General features: G+C 66.3%; 18 protein-coding genes. 11 read left to right on the plus strand and 7 right to left on the minus strand.

Translation table 11 applies throughout. The features are described 5' to 3' along the window. Positions 1 to 54 precede the first annotated feature (54 nt). The 3 genes from NS365_RS10205 to NS365_RS10215 all read right to left on the minus strand — a co-directional run bounded on the left by NS365_RS10205 (position 55) and on the right by NS365_RS10215 (position 2709). Positions 55 to 1035 (minus strand): 2-hydroxyacid dehydrogenase, encoded by a 981-nt coding sequence (locus tag NS365_RS10205; RefSeq protein ID WP_058600177.1) that lies wholly within the window; start codon positions 1033 to 1035, stop codon positions 55 to 57. Positions 1036 to 1046: 11 nt separating this feature from the next. Then, complete coding sequence (locus NS365_RS10210; RefSeq protein ID WP_058600178.1) at positions 1047 to 2084, minus strand: LacI family DNA-binding transcriptional regulator; 1038 nt, start codon at positions 2082 to 2084, stop codon at positions 1047 to 1049. Between the two features lie 157 nt (positions 2085 to 2241). Next, entirely contained in the window at positions 2242 to 2709 is a 468-nt protein-coding gene (locus NS365_RS10215; protein ID WP_058600179.1) for a MarR family winged helix-turn-helix transcriptional regulator, read from the minus strand. 144 nt (positions 2710 to 2853) lie between these two features. Here NS365_RS10215 and NS365_RS10220 point away from each other — a divergent pair, with 144 nt between their 5' ends. The 3 genes from NS365_RS10220 to NS365_RS10230 are packed head-to-tail and all read left to right on the plus strand — an operon-like array spanning position 2854 to position 5854. Further along, positions 2854 to 3702 (plus strand): creatininase family protein, encoded by an 849-nt coding sequence (locus tag NS365_RS10220; RefSeq protein WP_058600180.1) that lies wholly within the window; start codon positions 2854 to 2856, stop codon positions 3700 to 3702. Between the two features lie 5 nt (positions 3703 to 3707). Continuing rightward, the gene (locus NS365_RS10225) at positions 3708 to 4877 is read left to right on the plus strand and encodes a CobW family GTP-binding protein (RefSeq protein WP_058600181.1); all 1170 of its coding nucleotides are present in this window, start codon (positions 3708 to 3710) and stop codon (positions 4875 to 4877) included. Next, entirely contained in the window at positions 4877 to 5854 is a 978-nt protein-coding gene (locus tag NS365_RS10230) for a WD40 repeat domain-containing protein (RefSeq protein WP_058600182.1), read from the plus strand. The genes NS365_RS10225 and NS365_RS10230 overlap by 1 nt, the downstream gene beginning before the upstream one ends. A 140-nt stretch (positions 5855 to 5994) precedes the next feature. Here NS365_RS10230 and NS365_RS10235 read toward each other — a convergent pair whose 3' ends face one another. Further along, entirely contained in the window at positions 5995 to 6516 is a 522-nt protein-coding gene (locus NS365_RS10235) for a GNAT family N-acetyltransferase (protein WP_430515419.1), read from the minus strand. 317 nt (positions 6517 to 6833) lie between these two features. Continuing rightward, positions 6834 to 7967, minus strand: coding sequence for an ornithine/lysine decarboxylase (gene odc2 / locus NS365_RS10240; RefSeq protein ID WP_058600184.1), 1134 nt, complete (start codon positions 7965 to 7967; stop codon positions 6834 to 6836). 529 nt (positions 7968 to 8496) lie between these two features. Between odc2 and NS365_RS10245 the strand changes: the two genes are divergently transcribed. The 4 genes from NS365_RS10245 (at position 8497) to NS365_RS10260 (ending at position 11875) form a co-directional block, all read left to right on the plus strand. Continuing rightward, positions 8497 to 9414 (plus strand): LysR family transcriptional regulator, encoded by a 918-nt coding sequence (locus NS365_RS10245; RefSeq protein ID WP_058600185.1) that lies wholly within the window; start codon positions 8497 to 8499, stop codon positions 9412 to 9414. 41 nt (positions 9415 to 9455) lie between these two features. Beyond that, positions 9456 to 9974 carry a L,D-transpeptidase gene (locus tag NS365_RS10250; protein ID WP_058600186.1) on the plus strand — a complete coding sequence of 173 codons (519 nt, stop codon included), beginning with the start codon at positions 9456 to 9458 and terminating at the stop codon, positions 9972 to 9974. Between the two features lie 108 nt (positions 9975 to 10082). Further along, positions 10083 to 10754 carry a DUF1007 family protein gene (locus NS365_RS10255; protein WP_058600187.1) on the plus strand — a complete coding sequence of 224 codons (672 nt, stop codon included), beginning with the start codon at positions 10083 to 10085 and terminating at the stop codon, positions 10752 to 10754. A 44-nt stretch (positions 10755 to 10798) separates the two neighbouring features. Beyond that, positions 10799 to 11875, plus strand: a complete 1077-nt coding sequence (locus tag NS365_RS10260; protein WP_058600188.1) for a nickel/cobalt transporter — start codon at positions 10799 to 10801, stop codon at positions 11873 to 11875. 19 nt (positions 11876 to 11894) lie between these two features. Here the strand turns inward: NS365_RS10260 and NS365_RS10265 are convergent, their stop codons facing one another. Continuing rightward, positions 11895 to 12659, minus strand: coding sequence for a gamma-glutamyl-gamma-aminobutyrate hydrolase family protein (locus tag NS365_RS10265; RefSeq protein ID WP_058600189.1), 765 nt, complete (start codon positions 12657 to 12659; stop codon positions 11895 to 11897). A 278-nt stretch (positions 12660 to 12937) separates the two neighbouring features. Between NS365_RS10265 and NS365_RS10270 the strand changes: the two genes are divergently transcribed. From NS365_RS10270 to NS365_RS10285, 4 genes are all read left to right on the plus strand, one after another. After that, positions 12938 to 13645, plus strand: coding sequence for a hypothetical protein (locus NS365_RS10270; RefSeq protein ID WP_058600190.1), 708 nt, complete (start codon positions 12938 to 12940; stop codon positions 13643 to 13645). Between the two features lie 101 nt (positions 13646 to 13746). Continuing rightward, entirely contained in the window at positions 13747 to 14292 is a 546-nt protein-coding gene (locus NS365_RS10275) for a regulatory protein RecX (RefSeq protein WP_058600191.1), read from the plus strand. 163 nt (positions 14293 to 14455) lie between these two features. Continuing rightward, the gene (locus NS365_RS10280) at positions 14456 to 15019 is read left to right on the plus strand and encodes a type 1 glutamine amidotransferase domain-containing protein (protein ID WP_058600192.1); all 564 of its coding nucleotides are present in this window, start codon (positions 14456 to 14458) and stop codon (positions 15017 to 15019) included. A gap of 139 nt (positions 15020 to 15158) precedes the next feature. Next, positions 15159 to 15413 carry an aa3-type cytochrome c oxidase subunit IV gene (locus tag NS365_RS10285; RefSeq protein WP_058600193.1) on the plus strand — a complete coding sequence of 85 codons (255 nt, stop codon included), beginning with the start codon at positions 15159 to 15161 and terminating at the stop codon, positions 15411 to 15413. Between the two features lie 64 nt (positions 15414 to 15477). Here the strand turns inward: NS365_RS10285 and NS365_RS10290 are convergent, their stop codons facing one another. Next, positions 15478 to 15978 (minus strand): DUF992 domain-containing protein, encoded by a 501-nt coding sequence (locus NS365_RS10290; RefSeq protein WP_058600194.1) that lies wholly within the window; start codon positions 15976 to 15978, stop codon positions 15478 to 15480. Between the last annotated feature and the right edge of the window lie 188 nt (positions 15979 to 16166).

Consider the following 16166-nt stretch of genomic DNA (forward strand, 5'->3'; position numbering starts at 1 on the left):
CGCATCGCAATATGACGCCAAGCTGGCGCGGGCGGAACCCTCAGTTCGCGCGTATCAGCCCTGCCGTCGCGTCAGACCGGCCTTCTCGCTTTCGGGAACGGGCGTTTCCAGCCGCTCGCCGGCAAACCAGCGCGAGAGATTGTCGGCCACCAGATTGCCCATCAGGATGCGCGTGTCGCGCGAGGCGGAGGCGACATGGGGCAGGAGAACCGTGTTGCGCAAGGCGCGCAGCCGCTCGGGGATGCGGGGTTCGTCCGCGAAGACGTCCAGCCCCGCCGCCGCGATCGTGCCTTGTTCCAGCGCCTCGATCAGCGCGGGTTCATCGACCGTCGTGCCGCGCCCGATATTGATGAGGATGCCCTCGTTACCGAGCGCGGCGAGAACGTCCGCATTCACCGCCTTCTCCGTCGCCGGCCCGCCGGGCGCGGCGATGAGGAGGATATCGGACTGCTCCGCCAGCGCTTCGAGCGATGCATCATAGGGATAGGCGACGTCGCTGCGCTCGGAGCGGTTGTGATAGCGGATCTTGACGCCGAAGGCTTCGAGCCGATGCGCGATGGCGAGCCCGATGCGCCCGAGGCCCATGATGCCGACCTCCTTGTTGCGCAAGGAGAAGCGCGTCAGCGGATAGGGGCCGGAGCGCTCCCATTCGCCGGAGCGCGCATGGCTCTCGGCATGGTGCAGCTCGCGCACGGTCATGAGCACGAGGGCGACGGCGGTGTCGGCGACTTCCTCGGTCAGGACATCGGGCGTGTTCGTTACCGCCACGCCGCGCTCGGCCGCATGGGCCGCGTCCACCCCGTCATAACCGACGCCGAAATGGCCGACGATCTCCAGCGCGGGCAGGGCGTCCATCGTCTCGTTCGGCAGATGGCCGGCGACCGCCACCGCCTTGACCTCGGCGCGCTCGGCCTCGCTCAAGCCTTCGAGGGTGCGGCTCTTCTGGTGGCGAACCGTGAAACGGCGTTCGAGTTCGGCCAGGCCGTCGCCGTTGTAGGGGCCGAAGACGAGAACGAGGGGGGAGGGGGAGGCCAAGGCGTCGTCCTTCAGGATTGAGGCGGTTCGGAGCCGGTATGTTTCAGGAAGCTGGAGCGGCGGATGCGAAGCTCCGGCTTGATGAGTTCCACCTGCTCCACGGCGGGCGCACCGGACAGACGGGCCAGAAGCGCGCCGGCGGCGCGGTGGCCGACCTCGCTCTGGCCGTTGGAGACGGTGGTGAGCGGCGGCATGGCGATGGCCGCCTCGTCGATGTCGTCATAACCGCAGACGGCGATATCGACGCCCGGCCGCAGCCCGGCGCGCGACAGGCCGTACATCAGCCCGAGCGCGACGAGATCGGAAAAGCAGACGACGGCATCCGGCCGGTCGGGCAGGTCCAGAAAGGCGCTGGCCGCGTCGAAGCCGGAATGGCGCGAGCGCGGCCCCTTGATCCACCATTCCGGGCGCACGGGCAGGCCGGCTTCCTCCAGCGCGTTTTGATAGCCGCGCTGACGGTCGCGTCCGGTCGAGGTCTGTTCGGTGCCCCCGATCAGGGCGATCTTCCGGTGCCCTTCCTCGATGAGATGGCGCACCACGAGCGACATGCCGTAGGTGTCGTCGCCCCGGAATGAGGTGACGCCCGAGCCCTCGACGGTTCGCGCGATCAGCGTCACCGGCAAGTCATTGGTTTCGGCCAGATGAATGTCGGAAGCGGGCGTGCCGATGGCGGGCGACAGGATCAGCCCGTCCGCGCCCAGCTGAAGCAGCGTATCCAGAAAGGCGCGCTGCTTGGCCAGATCGTCATAGTGATTGCACAGAATGAAGGTCTGCCGGTGTCGGTCCAGCTCGTCCTCGATCGACTTCAGAATCTCGCCGTAGAACGGGTTCATGATGTCGTGGACGCAGACGCCGACAATGCCGGATTTGGAAGTGCGAAGGCTCGCGGCGCGGCGATTGTAGATATAGCCGGACTGGCGCGCTTCTTCCTTGATGCGCTCCCGCGTGGCCTCGGCCACGAGCGGGCTGTCGCGCAGCGCCAGCGACACCGTTGCCGTCGACAGGCCGAGCGCCTCGGCGATCGTCGATAATTTGACCTTTTGAGCCACCTATACGCCGTTCCGCACTCGCCCGGTTGTCCCTGGCCTATGGGTTTAAGGACTGGCCGGCGCGCGCGCAACAGGAGGTGTGCTGGATGCCCGCCGGCGAGCCGGTTCGGGTGGGTGTTCCATGCGCGGACAGCGTCGTCCCGCACCGGGGAAGGGGTTACTCGTCGCCGTCCGGCGCCAGCATGGCGTCGTCCACCGCGCCGAGATTGCGCTCGATGCGGCGCAGGAGCTTTCGCAGAAGCTTGCGCTGCTTGGCCGAGAGACCGGCCAGCGCGCGCTTTTCGGTGGCCGCCTGCGCGCGCCGGACGCCCTCCACCAGCGACTGCCCGCGCTCGGTCAGATGCACCGTGCTGCCGCGCCGCTCCGGAGGGCCGGCGCGCTTTTCCACCAGATCCTGCGCGGCCAGGCGGCTGATTGTCTTGGTGACGGTGGGCGGGCGAACGCTCAGCTTGTCGGCAAGATCGCGCAAGGTGAGATCGTCATGATCGGCGATCATGAGCAGAGCGGTGTCCTGGCCGGGATGCAGGCCCTCTCCGGCGAGCCGGGCCGACAGGCTGGTGCGGGCCGCGCGCGAGGTCAGCGTCAGTTGCCCCAGAACCTCGCGCTTCTTCTTCTTGCCTCTCATGCCGCTCCCACGCCCTCACTTCGCGCGGGCAGCATGAACCGGAGCCCATGTCATAGTCCATCCGAAACGCCGTGCTCGCCGGTTTGCAGCGCTTGCGGGGGACGTTAAGAGGCTCCATCCGTTCGAACGCCCGGAAGGCCCGCCATGACGACGCTTCGTCCCTGCTTCGAAGAAAACACCAGCGCCGGTCTGGCAGCGCTCGGTCCCGCCCTCGCAAAGGCGGTCGCCGTCGTGCCCATCGCCGCGATCGAGCAGCATGGCGCGCATCTGCCGCTCGGCACGGACGCGATCATCGCCGACGCCATGGTCGAGCGCGCCTTGGAACGCCTGCCGGGCGGGCTGATGGCGACCTTTCTGCCGGTGCAGCGAATCGGCACCTCGGACGAGCATTCGAACTTTCCGGGCACCCTGTCGCTCGACTGGCGAACCGGGGTGGAAACCCTCCTGCGGATTGGGGAAGGGCTGGCGCGAACGGGCTTCCGCCGCCTTTGCATCGTCTCCTCCCATGGCGGCAACACGCAGGTCATGGAACTCGCCGCGCTCGATCTGCGCCGCCGGTTCGGCCTCCTTTGCGCCACGGCCGCTTGGCAGCGCTTCGGCCTCCCCGAGGGGCTGGTGCCCGAAGACGAGCGGGCGGTCGGCATTCACGGCGGGGCGGTGGAAACCGCTCTGATGATGGCGTTCCGACCCGATCTGGTGGTGACCTCGAATGTTCAGGATCAGCCCTCGCAGCAGAGCCGAATGGCGGAAGAGTTCCGGCATCTGCGCGCCCATGGTCGGCTCGGCTTCGGCTGGATGGCGGAAGACCTGAACCCGGTCGGCACGGTGGGCGACGCGCGCCTCGCCACGCCCGAGATGGGCGAGGCGATCGCCCGGCATCAGGCGGTGCGCCTCGTAGAGCTTCTCCAGGACATCGCCCGCTTCGATCTTGCGACAGCCCCCGTGCAATCGCCATCGGGCGGGACTATATCGGGCGCACCTTTCATGGAGTGACCTCGATGTCCGAAACCGCTCGCGGCTCCGAAACCCAGATTCCCGTCACCGTTCTCACCGGCTATCTCGGCTCCGGCAAGACGACGCTGCTCAACCGAATCCTCTCCGACAACCACGGGCAGCGATACGCCGTCATCGTGAACGAGTTCGGCGAGATCGGCATCGACAACGATCTCATCGTCGAAACCGACGAAGAGATCTATGAAATGAACAATGGGTGCGTGTGCTGCACGGTTCGCGGCGACCTCGTGCGCGTGGTGGAAAACCTCACCAAGCGCCCCGGCCGCTTCGACGCCATCATCGTGGAGACGACGGGCCTTGCCGATCCCGTACCCGTCGCGCAGACCTTCTTCATGGACGACGATGTGCGCGCCAAGACGCGGCTCGACGCCGTGGTCACGCTGGTGGATGCCAAGCACCTGCCGCTGCGCCTCAAGGACTCGCGCGAGGCCGAGGATCAGATCGCCTTCGCCGATGTCGTGATCGTCAACAAGACAGATCTCGTGACGCCCGAAGAACTCGCCCGGATCGAGGCGACCGTTCGGGCGATCAACCCCCATGCCGTGATTCACCGCGCGGAGCGCTCGGCCATCGACCCCAAGCGCGTGCTCGGGCAGGGCGCGTTCGATTTGAAGCGCGTTCTGGATCAGGAGCCGGAGTTCCTGGAAGAGGCCGCGCACGGCCATGACGATCATGTCTGCGGGCCGGACTGCGACCACGATCATCACCATCACGACCACCATGCCCATGGGCACGATCATCACGACCACGATCATGGGCATCACGACCACGGCCATGACCACCATCATCACGACCATGGCCATCATCACCATGGCGACGTTTCGCCCATCCATGACGTGACGGTGAAATCGGTGTCGCTGCGCGGCGGGGAAATCGACCAGCGCAAGTTCTTCCCCTGGATTCAGGATCTTACCCAGACGCAAGGCGCGAACATCCTGCGCCTCAAGGGCATCATGGCCTTTGCGGGCGACCCGGATCGCTATGTCGTGCAGGGCGTTCATATGATCATCGAGGGCGATCATCAGCGGCCCTGGCGCGAGGGCGAGGCGCGTGAAAGCCGGCTCGTCTTCATCGGGCGCGAGCTGGACGCCAAAGCGCTGGAAGAGGGCTTCAAGGCCTGCTTCGCCAAGTCCCCCGCGGCAGCTGGCGCCTGATGCCTCAGGTCGTCCCCTACACGTTCGACACGCATGTGGAAGCGGCGCTGTTCCTCAAGGACGCGCCGGTCTTCGCCCTGTCGGACGGCACGATCCGCTTTCCCGCCGGCGGCGAGAAGGTGCTGGAAGCGCACAAGGGCGGCCTCGTCACCGCCCGCTACGACGCCTTTTCCCATCGCCTTCTCACGGGTGGGGAGGATGGGCGCGTCGTCGCGACGCTCCCTGACATGACCCTTAGCGAACTCGGCTCGGCTGGCCGCAAATGGATCACGGCGGTGGCCGGAGGCCCCGGCGGGGCGGTCGGCTATGCGGCTGGTCGCTCGGCCTTCGTGCGCGAGGCCAAGGGCGAGGCGCGCGAATTCGTCCATGCCCGTACGGTGGAGGATGTCGCCTTCGCGCCCAAGGGCCTGCGTCTCGCCACGGCGCGCTATGACGGCGCCAATCTCTTCTTCGCCGGCACGGACGCCAAGCCGCAGGAACTGGACTGGAAGGGGCCGCACACGGACGTCTTCTTCTCGCCGGACGGGCGCTTCCTCGTCACCGTCATGCAGGAAAACGCCCTGCATGGCTGGCGTCTGGAAGACGGCAAGCACATGCGCATGACCGGCTATCCCGCCAAGGTAAAGAGCTGGTCCTGGTCGGCCAAGACCAAGTTCCTGGCGACATCGGGCGCGCCGGCTGCGATTCTCTGGCCCTTCTCGTCCAAGGACGGGCCGATGAACAAGGCGCCGCTGGAATTGGGCACGCGCGGCGACACGATGGTCACCGCCGTCGCCTGCCATCCGAGCGACGATATTCTCGCCATCGGCTATGCGGACGGCATGATCCTCGCGGTGCGCTTTGCCGATTCGAAGGAGGCGCTCCTGCGCCGAGGCGGCTCGGGCGGCGTCACGACGCTTGGCTGGGACAAGGAAGGCCGCGTCCTCGCCTTCGGCTCCGACAGCGGCGAGGCGGGCGTCGTGGACATAGCCTCCTGACGGTAGGGTCTGGTTGGTCGCCCAGCGCTTACGGGCTGGCCGATCGTTTCAGCGTCTGAATGCATGAGGTCGGAACGCGCGGGGGAAGCCCCTTCGCGTTCCGGCCTTTTTATCGGCCCGCACGGGCAAGATAGGGATGATCAGGCGGCTGCGGCGATGGCCTCGGACGCGATTTCGCGGCCCGTGGCAGAGATCATGCCTTCTGCGCCGTGAAGCGCACCCGGCTCGATTTCGAGGCCCAGCAGCCGATGCCGCTCGAACGGGCCGGGCATGGTGAGGCCTGCGGCCACATCAGCCGAGAAGCCGAAGCGCTCGTAATAGGGCGCGTCGCCCACCAGCACGATCGCATCATGCCCCCGGAACGCCGCCTCCGCGATGGCGCGGCGCATCAGCGACGAGCCGATGCCGAAGCCCGCGAAGCCCGGCAGAACCGCGAGAGGTCCGAGCAAGAGGGCGGAAACGGCCGCGCCGCCCCGCTCGCCCGCCGCGACGTTCCACAGGCGCACGGAGCCGATGAGCGTGCCGTCCTCGGTTTCGGCCACGAGCGCCAGACCGTCGGCCGGCAGCCGCCCGCGACGCAGCGCCTCGGAGGACTTGCGCACGCGGCCTGGACCCATCGCGGCGTCGAGCAGCGCCTCGCGCGCGCTCACATCCCCCGGCATCTCGGCGCGAAGGTGCACGATCGGCTGGGAGCGCAGGAGTTCGAACAGGGAAACGGGATGCGCGGCCATGAGGCGATCCTCGAAACAGGGGCGAGCGAACTCGCGCGTCGGCCGAGAGGCGAACGCGCGCGTGAGGGCAGGCGGCCGGGCGGGGCTTGAGGCCGCGTCCGGGCATGGCAACGATAAAATCAGCGCGAAGCGCCAAGGGCGCGCAGGCGCCATCGGGCGAGGGGCAAGGCGCCGGGGCCTCACGGGCCTCGGCGGTGTCACAGGGAGATCGATCCAATCGGCGGCTTTTTAATCCGGCCGGACGACGCTCAGATGACGTAGGAGCGAAGCGGCTCGAAACCGTTGAAGGCGACGGCCGAATAGGTCGTCGTGTAGGCGCCCGTGCCTTCGATCAGAACCTCGTCGCCCACCGTCAGCGAGATCGGCAGCGGATAGGGGGTCTTCTCGTAGAGCACGTCGGCCGAATCGCAGGTCGGGCCGGCGAGCACGCAGGGCTCCTTACGGTCCTCGTCGCGCGCCGTCACGATCGGATAACGGATCGCCTCGTCCATCGTCTCGGCCAAGCCGCCGAACTTGCCGATGTCGAGGAAAACCCAGCGGTTCGCGTCCTCGACCGACTTCTTCGACACGAGAACGACCTCGGCCTTGATGACGCCGGCATCGCCCACCATGCCGCGACCGGGCTCGATGATCGTCTCCGGGATGCGGTTGCCGAAATGGCGGCGCAGCGCGGCGAAGATCGAGCGGCCATAGGCCTGCGCGGTCGGCACGTCCTTGAGATAGCGCGTTGGGAAACCGCCGCCCATGTTGACGAGGGTCAGCGTGATGCCGCGCTCGGCCAGCGTGTTGAACACGAAGGCGGCGTCGGCCAGCGCGCCGTCCCAGGCCTCGGTGTCGCATTGCTGCGAACCGACATGGAAGGAGACGCCCGTCGCCGTCAGGCCGAGCGCATGGGCGTGGGTCAGAACGTCCACGGCCATGGCCGGAACGCAGCCGAACTTGCGCGACAGTGGCCATTCGGCGCCGGCCCCGTCCGTCAGCACCCGGCAGAAGACGCGCGCGCCGGGTGCGGCGCGGGCCACCTTCTCGACCTCTTCCACGCAGTCCACCGCGAAGAGCGAGACGCCGAGCGCATGGGCGCAGGCGATGTCGCGCTCTTTCTTGATCGTGTTGCCATAGGAAATGCGCGAGGGCGTCGCGCCGGCGTTCAGCGCCATCTCGATTTCGGCGACGGAGGCGCAATCGAAATTGGAGCCGAGCGAGGCGAGAAGGCGCAGGATTTCGGGAGCCGGGTTGGCCTTCACCGCGTAATAGATCGCCGAATCCGGCAGCGCGCGGCGGAAGGATTGATAATTCTCTTCCACCACGTCGAGATCGACCACGAGGCAAGGGCCGGTGGGACGTCGGGTGGCGAGAAAGTCGATGATGCGCTGCGTAGCCATGGGTCAGCTCCAGTGAACCGCTTGGGTTGACGAGGAGCGCACGCGCTCAAGCCCACGAACGGCCGGTGGAGACCCCGCTCATGGATCGAACGCGAAACGCGAATAGCCTCCCACATCGGGCAGCCGGACGGCCGAACGAGAGCGGAAGATTGTGCCATGGCTTGGAGGGTTGGACCCGCCGCACTTCAGGCAAGGAAGGTGTGCCTCTACAGAATTCCCGGCTATGGAGACCGGGAGAGACCAGAAAGGCCCGCACCGTCGTTGCTTCAAGGCGTCCACGATTTCGCCAGCAGCGAAACCGACCTGGAGGAAACCTCCAGTGACCGACCCGGTGATCTTCGCATTCGAAGGACCGGGGGACGCCCACAGGCACGTGCGACATTGGGCAAGGGCCGATATAGGACCCGCTGATGTCGCATACAAGCGAAAAATTCACCCTCTCGCACGCTTGCGAACCTGATATGGAAGCGTTTTGGCCGGTGTCGCGATGGGGCAACACGGGTCGGTTTGGGGCAAGGAAATTGTGCCGATGGATACGTTGACCCGGATGCGCGCCTTCTTGTCTGTCGTGGAAAGCGAGGGCTTCTCGGCGGCGGCACGCAAGACCGGTCGCTCCAAGGCGCTTCTGTCCAAATATGTGCGCGAGCTGGAGGATGAACTGGGCGTTCTCCTCATCAACCGCACCACGCGCCAGATCGCGCTGACGGCGGCGGGCGAGGTCTATGTGGCGCGCGCCTCCACGATCCTCGCCGATCTTGCCGCGCTCAACGAGGAAGCGCGCGAGGCGACCGGCGAGGCGAGGGGGGCGCTGCGCGTTACCGCCGCGCGCACCTTCGGCGATGCCGAGCTGGGCCTCAGTCTCGTCGAGTTCTCGGCCGCCCATCCCGACATCACGCTCGATCTTCACCTCAACGACAGTTTCGTCAATCTGGTGGAGGAGGGGTTCGACGTTGCGATCCGCATGACGCGCCTCACCGATTCGGCCATGATCGCGCGGCGTCTCGGCCAACTCGATTTCGCGATCTGCGCGACGCCGGACTTCCTGAAGACGCATGGCACGCCGACCCATCCGACCGACATTTCCCGCCTGCCGGCCGTGATCGATTCCAACGCCAAGACGCTCTACAACTGGACCTTCAAGGACCCCAAGACCGGCGATCCGATCCCCATCAACGTGTCGGGGCGCTTTTCCGCCAACTCTCCCTATACGGTGCGGGCGGCGACGCTGGCGGGCCTCGGCGTCGCGCTGATCCCCGAATTCGTGGTGCGGCAGGATATCGCCGATGGCCGTCTCGTCTCGATCCTGGACGACTTCGTGCCGCGCGATGCCGGCATCTATGCGGTTTTTCCGCATCGGCGGCATCTTCCTGCGCGAACGCGCGTGTTTGTTGACTTCTTGGCAACCTGGTTTCGAAAGAATTGTCCGGGTCGCGAACCGGCAGCTTGACGGATCAAGCTTGTCCGGCCGCTCATGATTCGAGGTTCTCCATGGTCCGTTTTCGCGCCCTCGTCGCATCGGCCGTCATCGCCTGCGCCACGATGCTCACTCCCGCTTATGCCGCGCCCTCGCGGGATCGGGAGGAAACCCTGTTTCTAGGGGACTACGAGCCAGGCACGATCGTGGTCATGACGGGCGCGCGGCAGCTCTTCCTGGTGACGGGCCACGAGCGGGCGCTGAAATACGACATCGCCGTCGGCAAGCCGAGCGAGCAGTGGTTCGGCACGAGCTGGGTTTCCAAGAAGCGCCTCAACCCGATCTGGGTGCCGACGCCATCCATGCGCGAGGCCAAACCGACCCTGCCGGCCTCGGTCGGCCCCGGCCCGAGCAACCCGCTCGGCCGCCGGGCCATGAATCTGGGCTGGGGCACCTATCGCATCCACGGCACGAATTCGCCGAACTCGATCGGCTCGGCCGCGTCCGCCGGTTGTTTCCGCATGAGAAACGCCGATGTGGAAGACCTGTTCGAGCGCGTTCACGTGGGCGCGCAGGTCGTGGTGCTGCAGTAAGATGCCCTGAGCCAGCGCGATCCCCCGCAAGGGTTCGCGCTGGACTTCTCCCCAATTTGGCCGTTCTTTGCGCCTCCAAGAGGCGCCGGACGAACGGGGACTGCAAGCATGGGTGTGAGACGGGCGGCCGCCATCGGCATGGGCGCATGGGCGCTTGGTCTGGTCGCCAGCGGCGGGGCTGAGGCGCATCCCCATGTCTTCGCCGACTCCAAGATGGAGATCGTCGGAACGGCCGATGGCAAGCTCTCCGCGATCCGCAATATCTGGCGCTTCGACGAACTTTTCTCCTCCAGCGTCGTGGTGGATTTCGACAAGAACGGAAACGGCAAGCTCGACCCGGACGAGCTGGAGGCGGTGGGCAAGACCGTGCTCGGCTCCATCGCCGAGTGGGAGTTCTATACGTTCGTCTCGATCGGCAAGCGCGACATCAAGCTCCATCCGCCCAAGGAAATCCGTGGCCTCTTCGACCATGGGCAGCTGACTCTATTCTTCGAGATGACACCCGCCGAGCCGGTGGACCTGAAGAAGGACAAGGTGACCTTCTCCGTTTATGACGAGAGCTATTTCGTCGCCTTCGACTTCGCCGACGAGAACGCCTATCAGCTGCTCGATCTGCCGAAGACCTGCACCAAGAGCTTCACCCGGCCGGACCCCGATGCCGACGCGTCGGAGTGGATGAATTCGGTGTCCATGCTGAAGCCCAACCAGCAGCTTCCCGACGATGGCGTGAATTTCTCGCAGCTTCTGGCGACGCGCATCGACGTGTCATGCGCCAAGTAAATTCCCCTGCTACAGACCGCTCGTCGCATTCGAAAGGCCCGACCATGCGTTCGCCCTTGCGCCTCGCCGGACCCACGCTCCTCTGTCTGTCCCTTCTGACAGGCGCGGCCCTCGCGCAATCCTCGCTCGGCATCGGCAATGCCGAGGTGACGGCGACGCCAAGCGGGCCCTTTGCCGGCCTCATGATGGAAATCCTGCGCATCCAGCGCGGCTTCTTCGTGGACTTGCGCCATGCGCTGGTCGCGATCCGAGACGGGCAGGGCGGCTTCGGCTGGCTGGTCGGCCTGTCCTTCATCTATGGCATCTTCCACGCGGCCGGTCCGGGGCACGGAAAGGCCGTGATCTCGTCCTATATGCTGGCCAACGAGGTGGAGCTTCGGCGCGGTATCGCGCTGTCCTTCGCTTCGGCCTTGGCGCAGGCCTTGTCTGCCGCTGTGATCGTCCTGTTCGGATGGATGGTTTTGCGAGGCACCTCGCTGTCGATGACGCAAGCCGCCTTCGGTCTTGAGCTGATGTCCTATCTCGGCGTCGCCGCCATCGGCATCTGGCTGGTCCTGCGCAAGGGCCATGCCCTTCTGCGCCGTCTTCCCGCTGTGCCGCTCGTCTGGCGCGCGCCGCAAAGCGGACCGCAGGGTCTGGCCTTCGCGGGCGCGGGCACCTTCACCGACCGCACGCGAGGCGGGTCGAAGCTGCTGCCGCGCGCCTCCGGCGCCTATGGCTCGGATGTCTGCGACGACGCGGCGGGCGATGCGTGCGACTGCGGCCGGCCGCATATTCTCTCGGCCAGCGAACTCGGCGGCAAGGGGTTCTCCTGGCGCTCGGCCTTGGCGGCGGTGGTGGCCGTTGGCCTGCGACCCTGCTCGGGCGCGATCGTGGTTCTGACCTTCGCGCTCCTGAACGGACTCTACGGCTCGGGTCTTCTGTCGGTTTTCGCCATGGCCTTCGGCACCGCCATCACGGTATCCGCCCTGGCAGCCCTTGCGGTCGGCGCGAAGGATTTCGTGTTGCGGCTGAGTGAGGGCGCGTCGCGCCTTCGCCCCTTGCGCGCCCTTCTCGAACTCTCGGGCGCGCTGCTGCTCGTTTCGCTCGGCTTCGGCCTGTTCTTCGCTTCACTCGCCTGAGGCCGCTCAAGCTGCCACGTTAACCGGCGGCGCGTGCGTCCCGGCGCTCGCGACACGCGGCCGCGAAAGCCTCGAAGATCGCGCGGGACGGTCCGTCCGTCTCCGCCCAATATTCCGGGTGCCACTGGACACCGAGGGCGAAGCCGCGCGCCGAGGGAACGGACACCGCCTCGACGGTTCCATCCGCCGCCCGCGCCTCGACCGCGAGCCCGTCCGCCAGTCGGTCGATCGCTTGGCGATGCAGCGAATTGACGGGGAAGGGCTCATTCCCCACCAGAGCCGCCAGCCGGCCTCCCTCTTCCGGGCGGACCGGATGGCGCAATGCGAAGCGGCCGGCCTGCTCGGGATGCTCCGGCGCGCGATGATCCATCCGGCCTTCGCCATCTTGAATCTCGGTCGCGAGCGAACCGCCCAGCGCCACGTTCAACTCCTGATGCCCGCGGCAAATCGCCAGAAGCGGGACGCCAGTTTGGAGAGCGCGGTGGATCATGGTGAGGGACAGGCGATCCCGCTCCCGGTCGAACGGCTCATGCGAGGTACTAGGCTCGACGCCATAAAGCGCGGGATGGACGTTGGAGGCCGAGCCGGTGACGAGTACGCCATCGATCCGCTCGAACAGGATGTCGAGATCACTCTCATCTAGCAGCGCCGGCACGATCACCGGCACCGCGCCCGCGACCTTGCGGATGGCGGCAAGATAGGTGCTGGGGCTCGCGTGCCAGTGGTAGTTCTCGAACTCTCTGACATCGGCCGGCACCGCCACGAGAAGCCCTGTCGCGCCCATCGAACCTATCTCTCCTGATGAAATGGACCCCTCACGGGCTCCGAACCTGTCGCATGGCATAAGCCTCGCAGCCTCTGCAAGCCCGGCGTCAGTTGCAGGCCGGGGGTGGGCCGCCGCGTTAAGGTCTCGTTAACCATCTGCATTTTTAATTAATCTTGCGAATTGCTTAACGGCTGGCTCCCCCCGCCGCTCCCTTGACGAACCCGTTTCCTTCTTCCCGCGCGACGCCACGGCACCTTGGCGGCGAAAGCCCCCGCGCGCCTTGCGAAAGACCTGGCATGATCCCTGTTCTCTCCATCGGTTCCCTGAAAACCTCCGGTTCCTCCACGCTCGCCCTGACGCTGGCCAGCGTCGCCAATGCCGCCGACATTCCCGTCGTGCTGATCGACGCGGCCCGCGACAAGGATCTCGTCGATTGGGCAGCGAAGGAGGGGCGTCCCTCGCGCTGCACGGTCGAGGTCGCCGACGATGAAATGTCGCTGGAGCGCCTCGTGCGCGCCGCGCGCCGCCGGGGCGAGATCGCCATTATCGATGCGGGCGACAATCCGGACCTTCTGCGCGCCGGTGCGCGCCTGTCCGACCGTGCGCTGATCCCGGTCCGCTTCTCGCCGCTCTCGGCCTATGCCGCGCTCGCCACGGATCGCCTTCTGCGCCTGGAAGCGGGCAAGGGCCGCCGCGACCGCGACTGGGCCTTCGTCGCCAGCGCCGTGACCACCATTCCGAGCCGCGTCGCCCGCGCCATCGAGACCATGATCGAGCGGTCCGAAACGCCGCGCCTCGACGTCGGTCTGGTGCATCGTGCGGCCTATGAAGCGCCGTTCTACCACGGCGGCACGCTGTTCACGCTGGGCGAGGAGCATGTGTCCGGCCTCGACCGCGCCCGCGCCGAAGCCGCGCAGCTCGCCCATGAGGTCGGCCTGCTCGGCGGGCCGATCGGGATCGAGACGGATCATCGCGTCCAGCCGGGCCTCGCCTACGCCGCCTGAGCTTCCATCCTGAACGTGTCGAAAGGCCAGTCCTTCGGGATTGGCCTTTTCGCGTCAAGCGCCCTTGGTGGTGCAACGGGCCGACCCTATAGATTCACTCCATGCGCCGACCGAGCCCGACCGAAGAGCCCAAGCCGCCGAGGCCCATCACAGCCGACTGGCTGTTTCGGGCCGCCGCCCACTATCTGGAGCGCTACGCCGCCTCGACGGCGCATCTGAAGCGCGTCTTGGAGCGCAAGGTCATGCGCCGGGCCATGCTGCGCGGCGAGGAGCCGGGCGAGTTCGCCGGGCTGGTGGACGAGACGGTCGCGCGCTTTGTCGAACTCAAGCTTCTGGACGATCGCAGCTTTGCCGAGGCGAAGCTCGCGAGCCTCCGGCGGCGCGGATCGTCGCGCCGGCACAGCGCCCTGAAGCTCAGCGAAAAGGGCGTCGATCGCGAAACCGTCGCGGCCGTTCTGGAGGCCGACGAGACGGACGAAGAGAGCGCGGCGCGCGCGCTCGCCAAGCGACGACGCCTGGGGCCGCACCGCTTGAGGGACCGCGCCGAGCGTAGGGACAAGGACATTGCGGCGCTGATGCGCGCCGGCTTTCCCTATTCGATCGCCGCCGCCGCGATCGATGCCGAAGTTGAAGCGGATGCCTTCTAGGGTGCGGATCGCGATGTAATCGCGTCCAAACAATCGGGTCCCGCCGATCCCGGCGCGGAGGAACCATCCTGAATCGACCCCGTTAGTTCCTCGAACGGCCGGACGGCGCAGGCGACCCTCAGGGGTGCCGCGCCGCAGCCGATACCCGAAAGAGGACTATCAAATGCCAAGCATTCAACAGGCCAAGATCGCCATTCTCGCCACCGATGGATTCGAGCAGTCCGAGCTGATGGTGCCGCTGGAGAAGCTCAAGGCGGCTGGCGCCAGCGTTCACGTCGTGTCCCTCAAGGGCGGCGAGATCAAGGGCTGGGACGAGACGGACTGGGGGCAGAGCGTTCCCGTCGACAAACTCCTGTCGGAAGTCAGCGTCTCCGACTATGATGCGCTCGTTCTTCCCGGCGGCCAGATCAACCCCGACAAGCTGCGCGCCGAGGAAGCCGCCGTCTCCTTCGTGCGCGATTTCTACAATTCCAAGAAGACGCTGGCCGCGATTTGCCATGCGCCCTGGCTTCTCATCGAGGCGGGCGTGATCGAGGGGCGCAATGTCACGTCCTTCAAGTCGATCAAGACCGATGTCGTGAACGCCGGCGGCCGCTGGCATGACGAGACGGTGGTGACCGATCAGGCCCTCATCACCTCGCGCAACCCCGGCGATCTCGACGCCTTCGTCGCGAAGATCATCGAAGAGGTCGAGGAAGGTCGACACGAGAAGCGTCAGGCCGCCTGACACGCGCGGCTAAGACTTGTGAGACTGGTGCGGAGCGTCCCATGGGCGCTCCGTTTTCACAGGTGGAGGCGGGGCGTCGATTGCCCGTTTCCCGCCTTTTAGCTATTCATGACGGCAGGCGAACAGTTCGAGGGAGGCGATGATGGCGCAAGAGGCGGGATACGAACCCGGCAAGGGTGCGGAGATGGACTATCGGGAGCACCAGCGCACCTATGCCGGCTTTCTCTGGCTCGTGAAATACGGCTCTGCTGCCGTGATTGCGATTCTCGTCGGCATGTTGATGGGGCTGATCGTCGGTGCGGGTGTGATCATGAGCGTGCTCAGCGTCGTGATCGTGATGGTCGTGGCGCATTTCGCCGTTCTCAAAGGCGACGAAGTCTCCATGACGCATTAGGCGAGTGCGTCTCCAGCCATGAAAAAAGCCCCGCAGACGATGCGGGGCTTTTTTGTGTCGAGGTTCACGGCTTGTAGACGGCGCCTGCGGGAGCGGCTTCCTCGAGGGTCAGCCGCGCCACGCCGAGCGTGGCGTTCACGCCTTCCTGGATCTGAAGGCTGGTCGGCTGCAGAGTGAAGCCGCGATCCGGACCGCCGATCAGCGATTTGCCGCCGACGCCCACCGCGAAGGACGCATCGACGCTGGTGCCGTAATAGCGGCCGGCCAGCGACTGCGGCTCGCCTTCGGTGAAGCTGGCGGCCAGAACCGACCAGACCATCCTCGTGCGACCTGTAATGCCGAGATCGATGCCATAAGTGTCGAGTGTGCCGACATAGGTCTCAGTGGGTGTCCAGCGACCCAGAGGCGCGTAGGTGCACAGCACCGTCTCCGAGGAGGTGACGATCTGATTGATCGTGCCGTTGCTCCGGCAGGTCAGGGTGCCAATCTTGGCGCCGGCGGAAGCGGGAACGATGGAAGCGGCCAGCGCGAGCGCGCCGAGGGCGGCGGTGAGAGGGAGTTTCATGGTCTGCGATACTCATCGTGATGACACAGGATGTCGCAATAACCATCGTCGCGCGGGATCGGTTTCCGCGACCCGTTAAATTCCATTCACAAAGATTAACATCGTCGGGCGGATGTGAAGTCGCGCGCGATCGAACGAAAGAAGCGCTCAAACCGCCGCCGGCCCGTGAGCGCGGCGGCGGATTGGGT

The sequence above is a fragment of the Aureimonas ureilytica genome, from assembly GCF_001475935.1.
Lineage (GTDB): Bacteria > Pseudomonadota > Alphaproteobacteria > Rhizobiales > Rhizobiaceae > Aureimonas > Aureimonas ureilytica_A.

Bases quoted from the DNA above. Each gene is read 5' to 3' on its own strand.
- NS365_RS10285 (WP_058600193.1), top strand. From the start codon at position 15,159: ATGATGGCGCAAGAGGCGGGATACGAACCCGGCAAGGGTGCGGAGATG.
- NS365_RS10280 (WP_058600192.1), top strand. From the start codon at position 14,456: ATGCCAAGCATTCAACAGGCCAAGATCGCCATTCTCGCCACCGATGGA.
- NS365_RS10235 (WP_430515419.1), bottom strand. From the start codon at position 6,516: ATGCCGGGGGATGTGAGCGCGCGCGAGGCGCTGCTCGACGCCGCGATG.
- NS365_RS10230 (WP_058600182.1), top strand. From the start codon at position 4,877: ATGCCTCAGGTCGTCCCCTACACGTTCGACACGCATGTGGAAGCGGCG.
- NS365_RS10220 (WP_058600180.1), top strand. From the start codon at position 2,854: ATGACGACGCTTCGTCCCTGCTTCGAAGAAAACACCAGCGCCGGTCTG.
- NS365_RS10260 (WP_058600188.1), top strand. From the start codon at position 10,799: ATGCGTTCGCCCTTGCGCCTCGCCGGACCCACGCTCCTCTGTCTGTCC.
- NS365_RS10270 (WP_058600190.1), top strand. From the start codon at position 12,938: ATGATCCCTGTTCTCTCCATCGGTTCCCTGAAAACCTCCGGTTCCTCC.
- NS365_RS10225 (WP_058600181.1), top strand. From the start codon at position 3,708: ATGTCCGAAACCGCTCGCGGCTCCGAAACCCAGATTCCCGTCACCGTT.
- NS365_RS10265 (WP_058600189.1), bottom strand. From the start codon at position 12,659: ATGGGCGCGACAGGGCTTCTCGTGGCGGTGCCGGCCGATGTCAGAGAG.
- NS365_RS10215 (WP_058600179.1), bottom strand. From the start codon at position 2,709: ATGAGAGGCAAGAAGAAGAAGCGCGAGGTTCTGGGGCAACTGACGCTG.
- NS365_RS10275 (WP_058600191.1), top strand. From the start codon at position 13,747: ATGCGCCGACCGAGCCCGACCGAAGAGCCCAAGCCGCCGAGGCCCATC.
- NS365_RS10245 (WP_058600185.1), top strand. From the start codon at position 8,497: ATGGATACGTTGACCCGGATGCGCGCCTTCTTGTCTGTCGTGGAAAGC.
- NS365_RS10290 (WP_058600194.1), bottom strand. From the start codon at position 15,978: ATGAAACTCCCTCTCACCGCCGCCCTCGGCGCGCTCGCGCTGGCCGCT.
- NS365_RS10255 (WP_058600187.1), top strand. From the start codon at position 10,083: ATGGGTGTGAGACGGGCGGCCGCCATCGGCATGGGCGCATGGGCGCTT.
- NS365_RS10250 (WP_058600186.1), top strand. From the start codon at position 9,456: ATGGTCCGTTTTCGCGCCCTCGTCGCATCGGCCGTCATCGCCTGCGCC.
- odc2 (WP_058600184.1), bottom strand. From the start codon at position 7,967: ATGGCTACGCAGCGCATCATCGACTTTCTCGCCACCCGACGTCCCACC.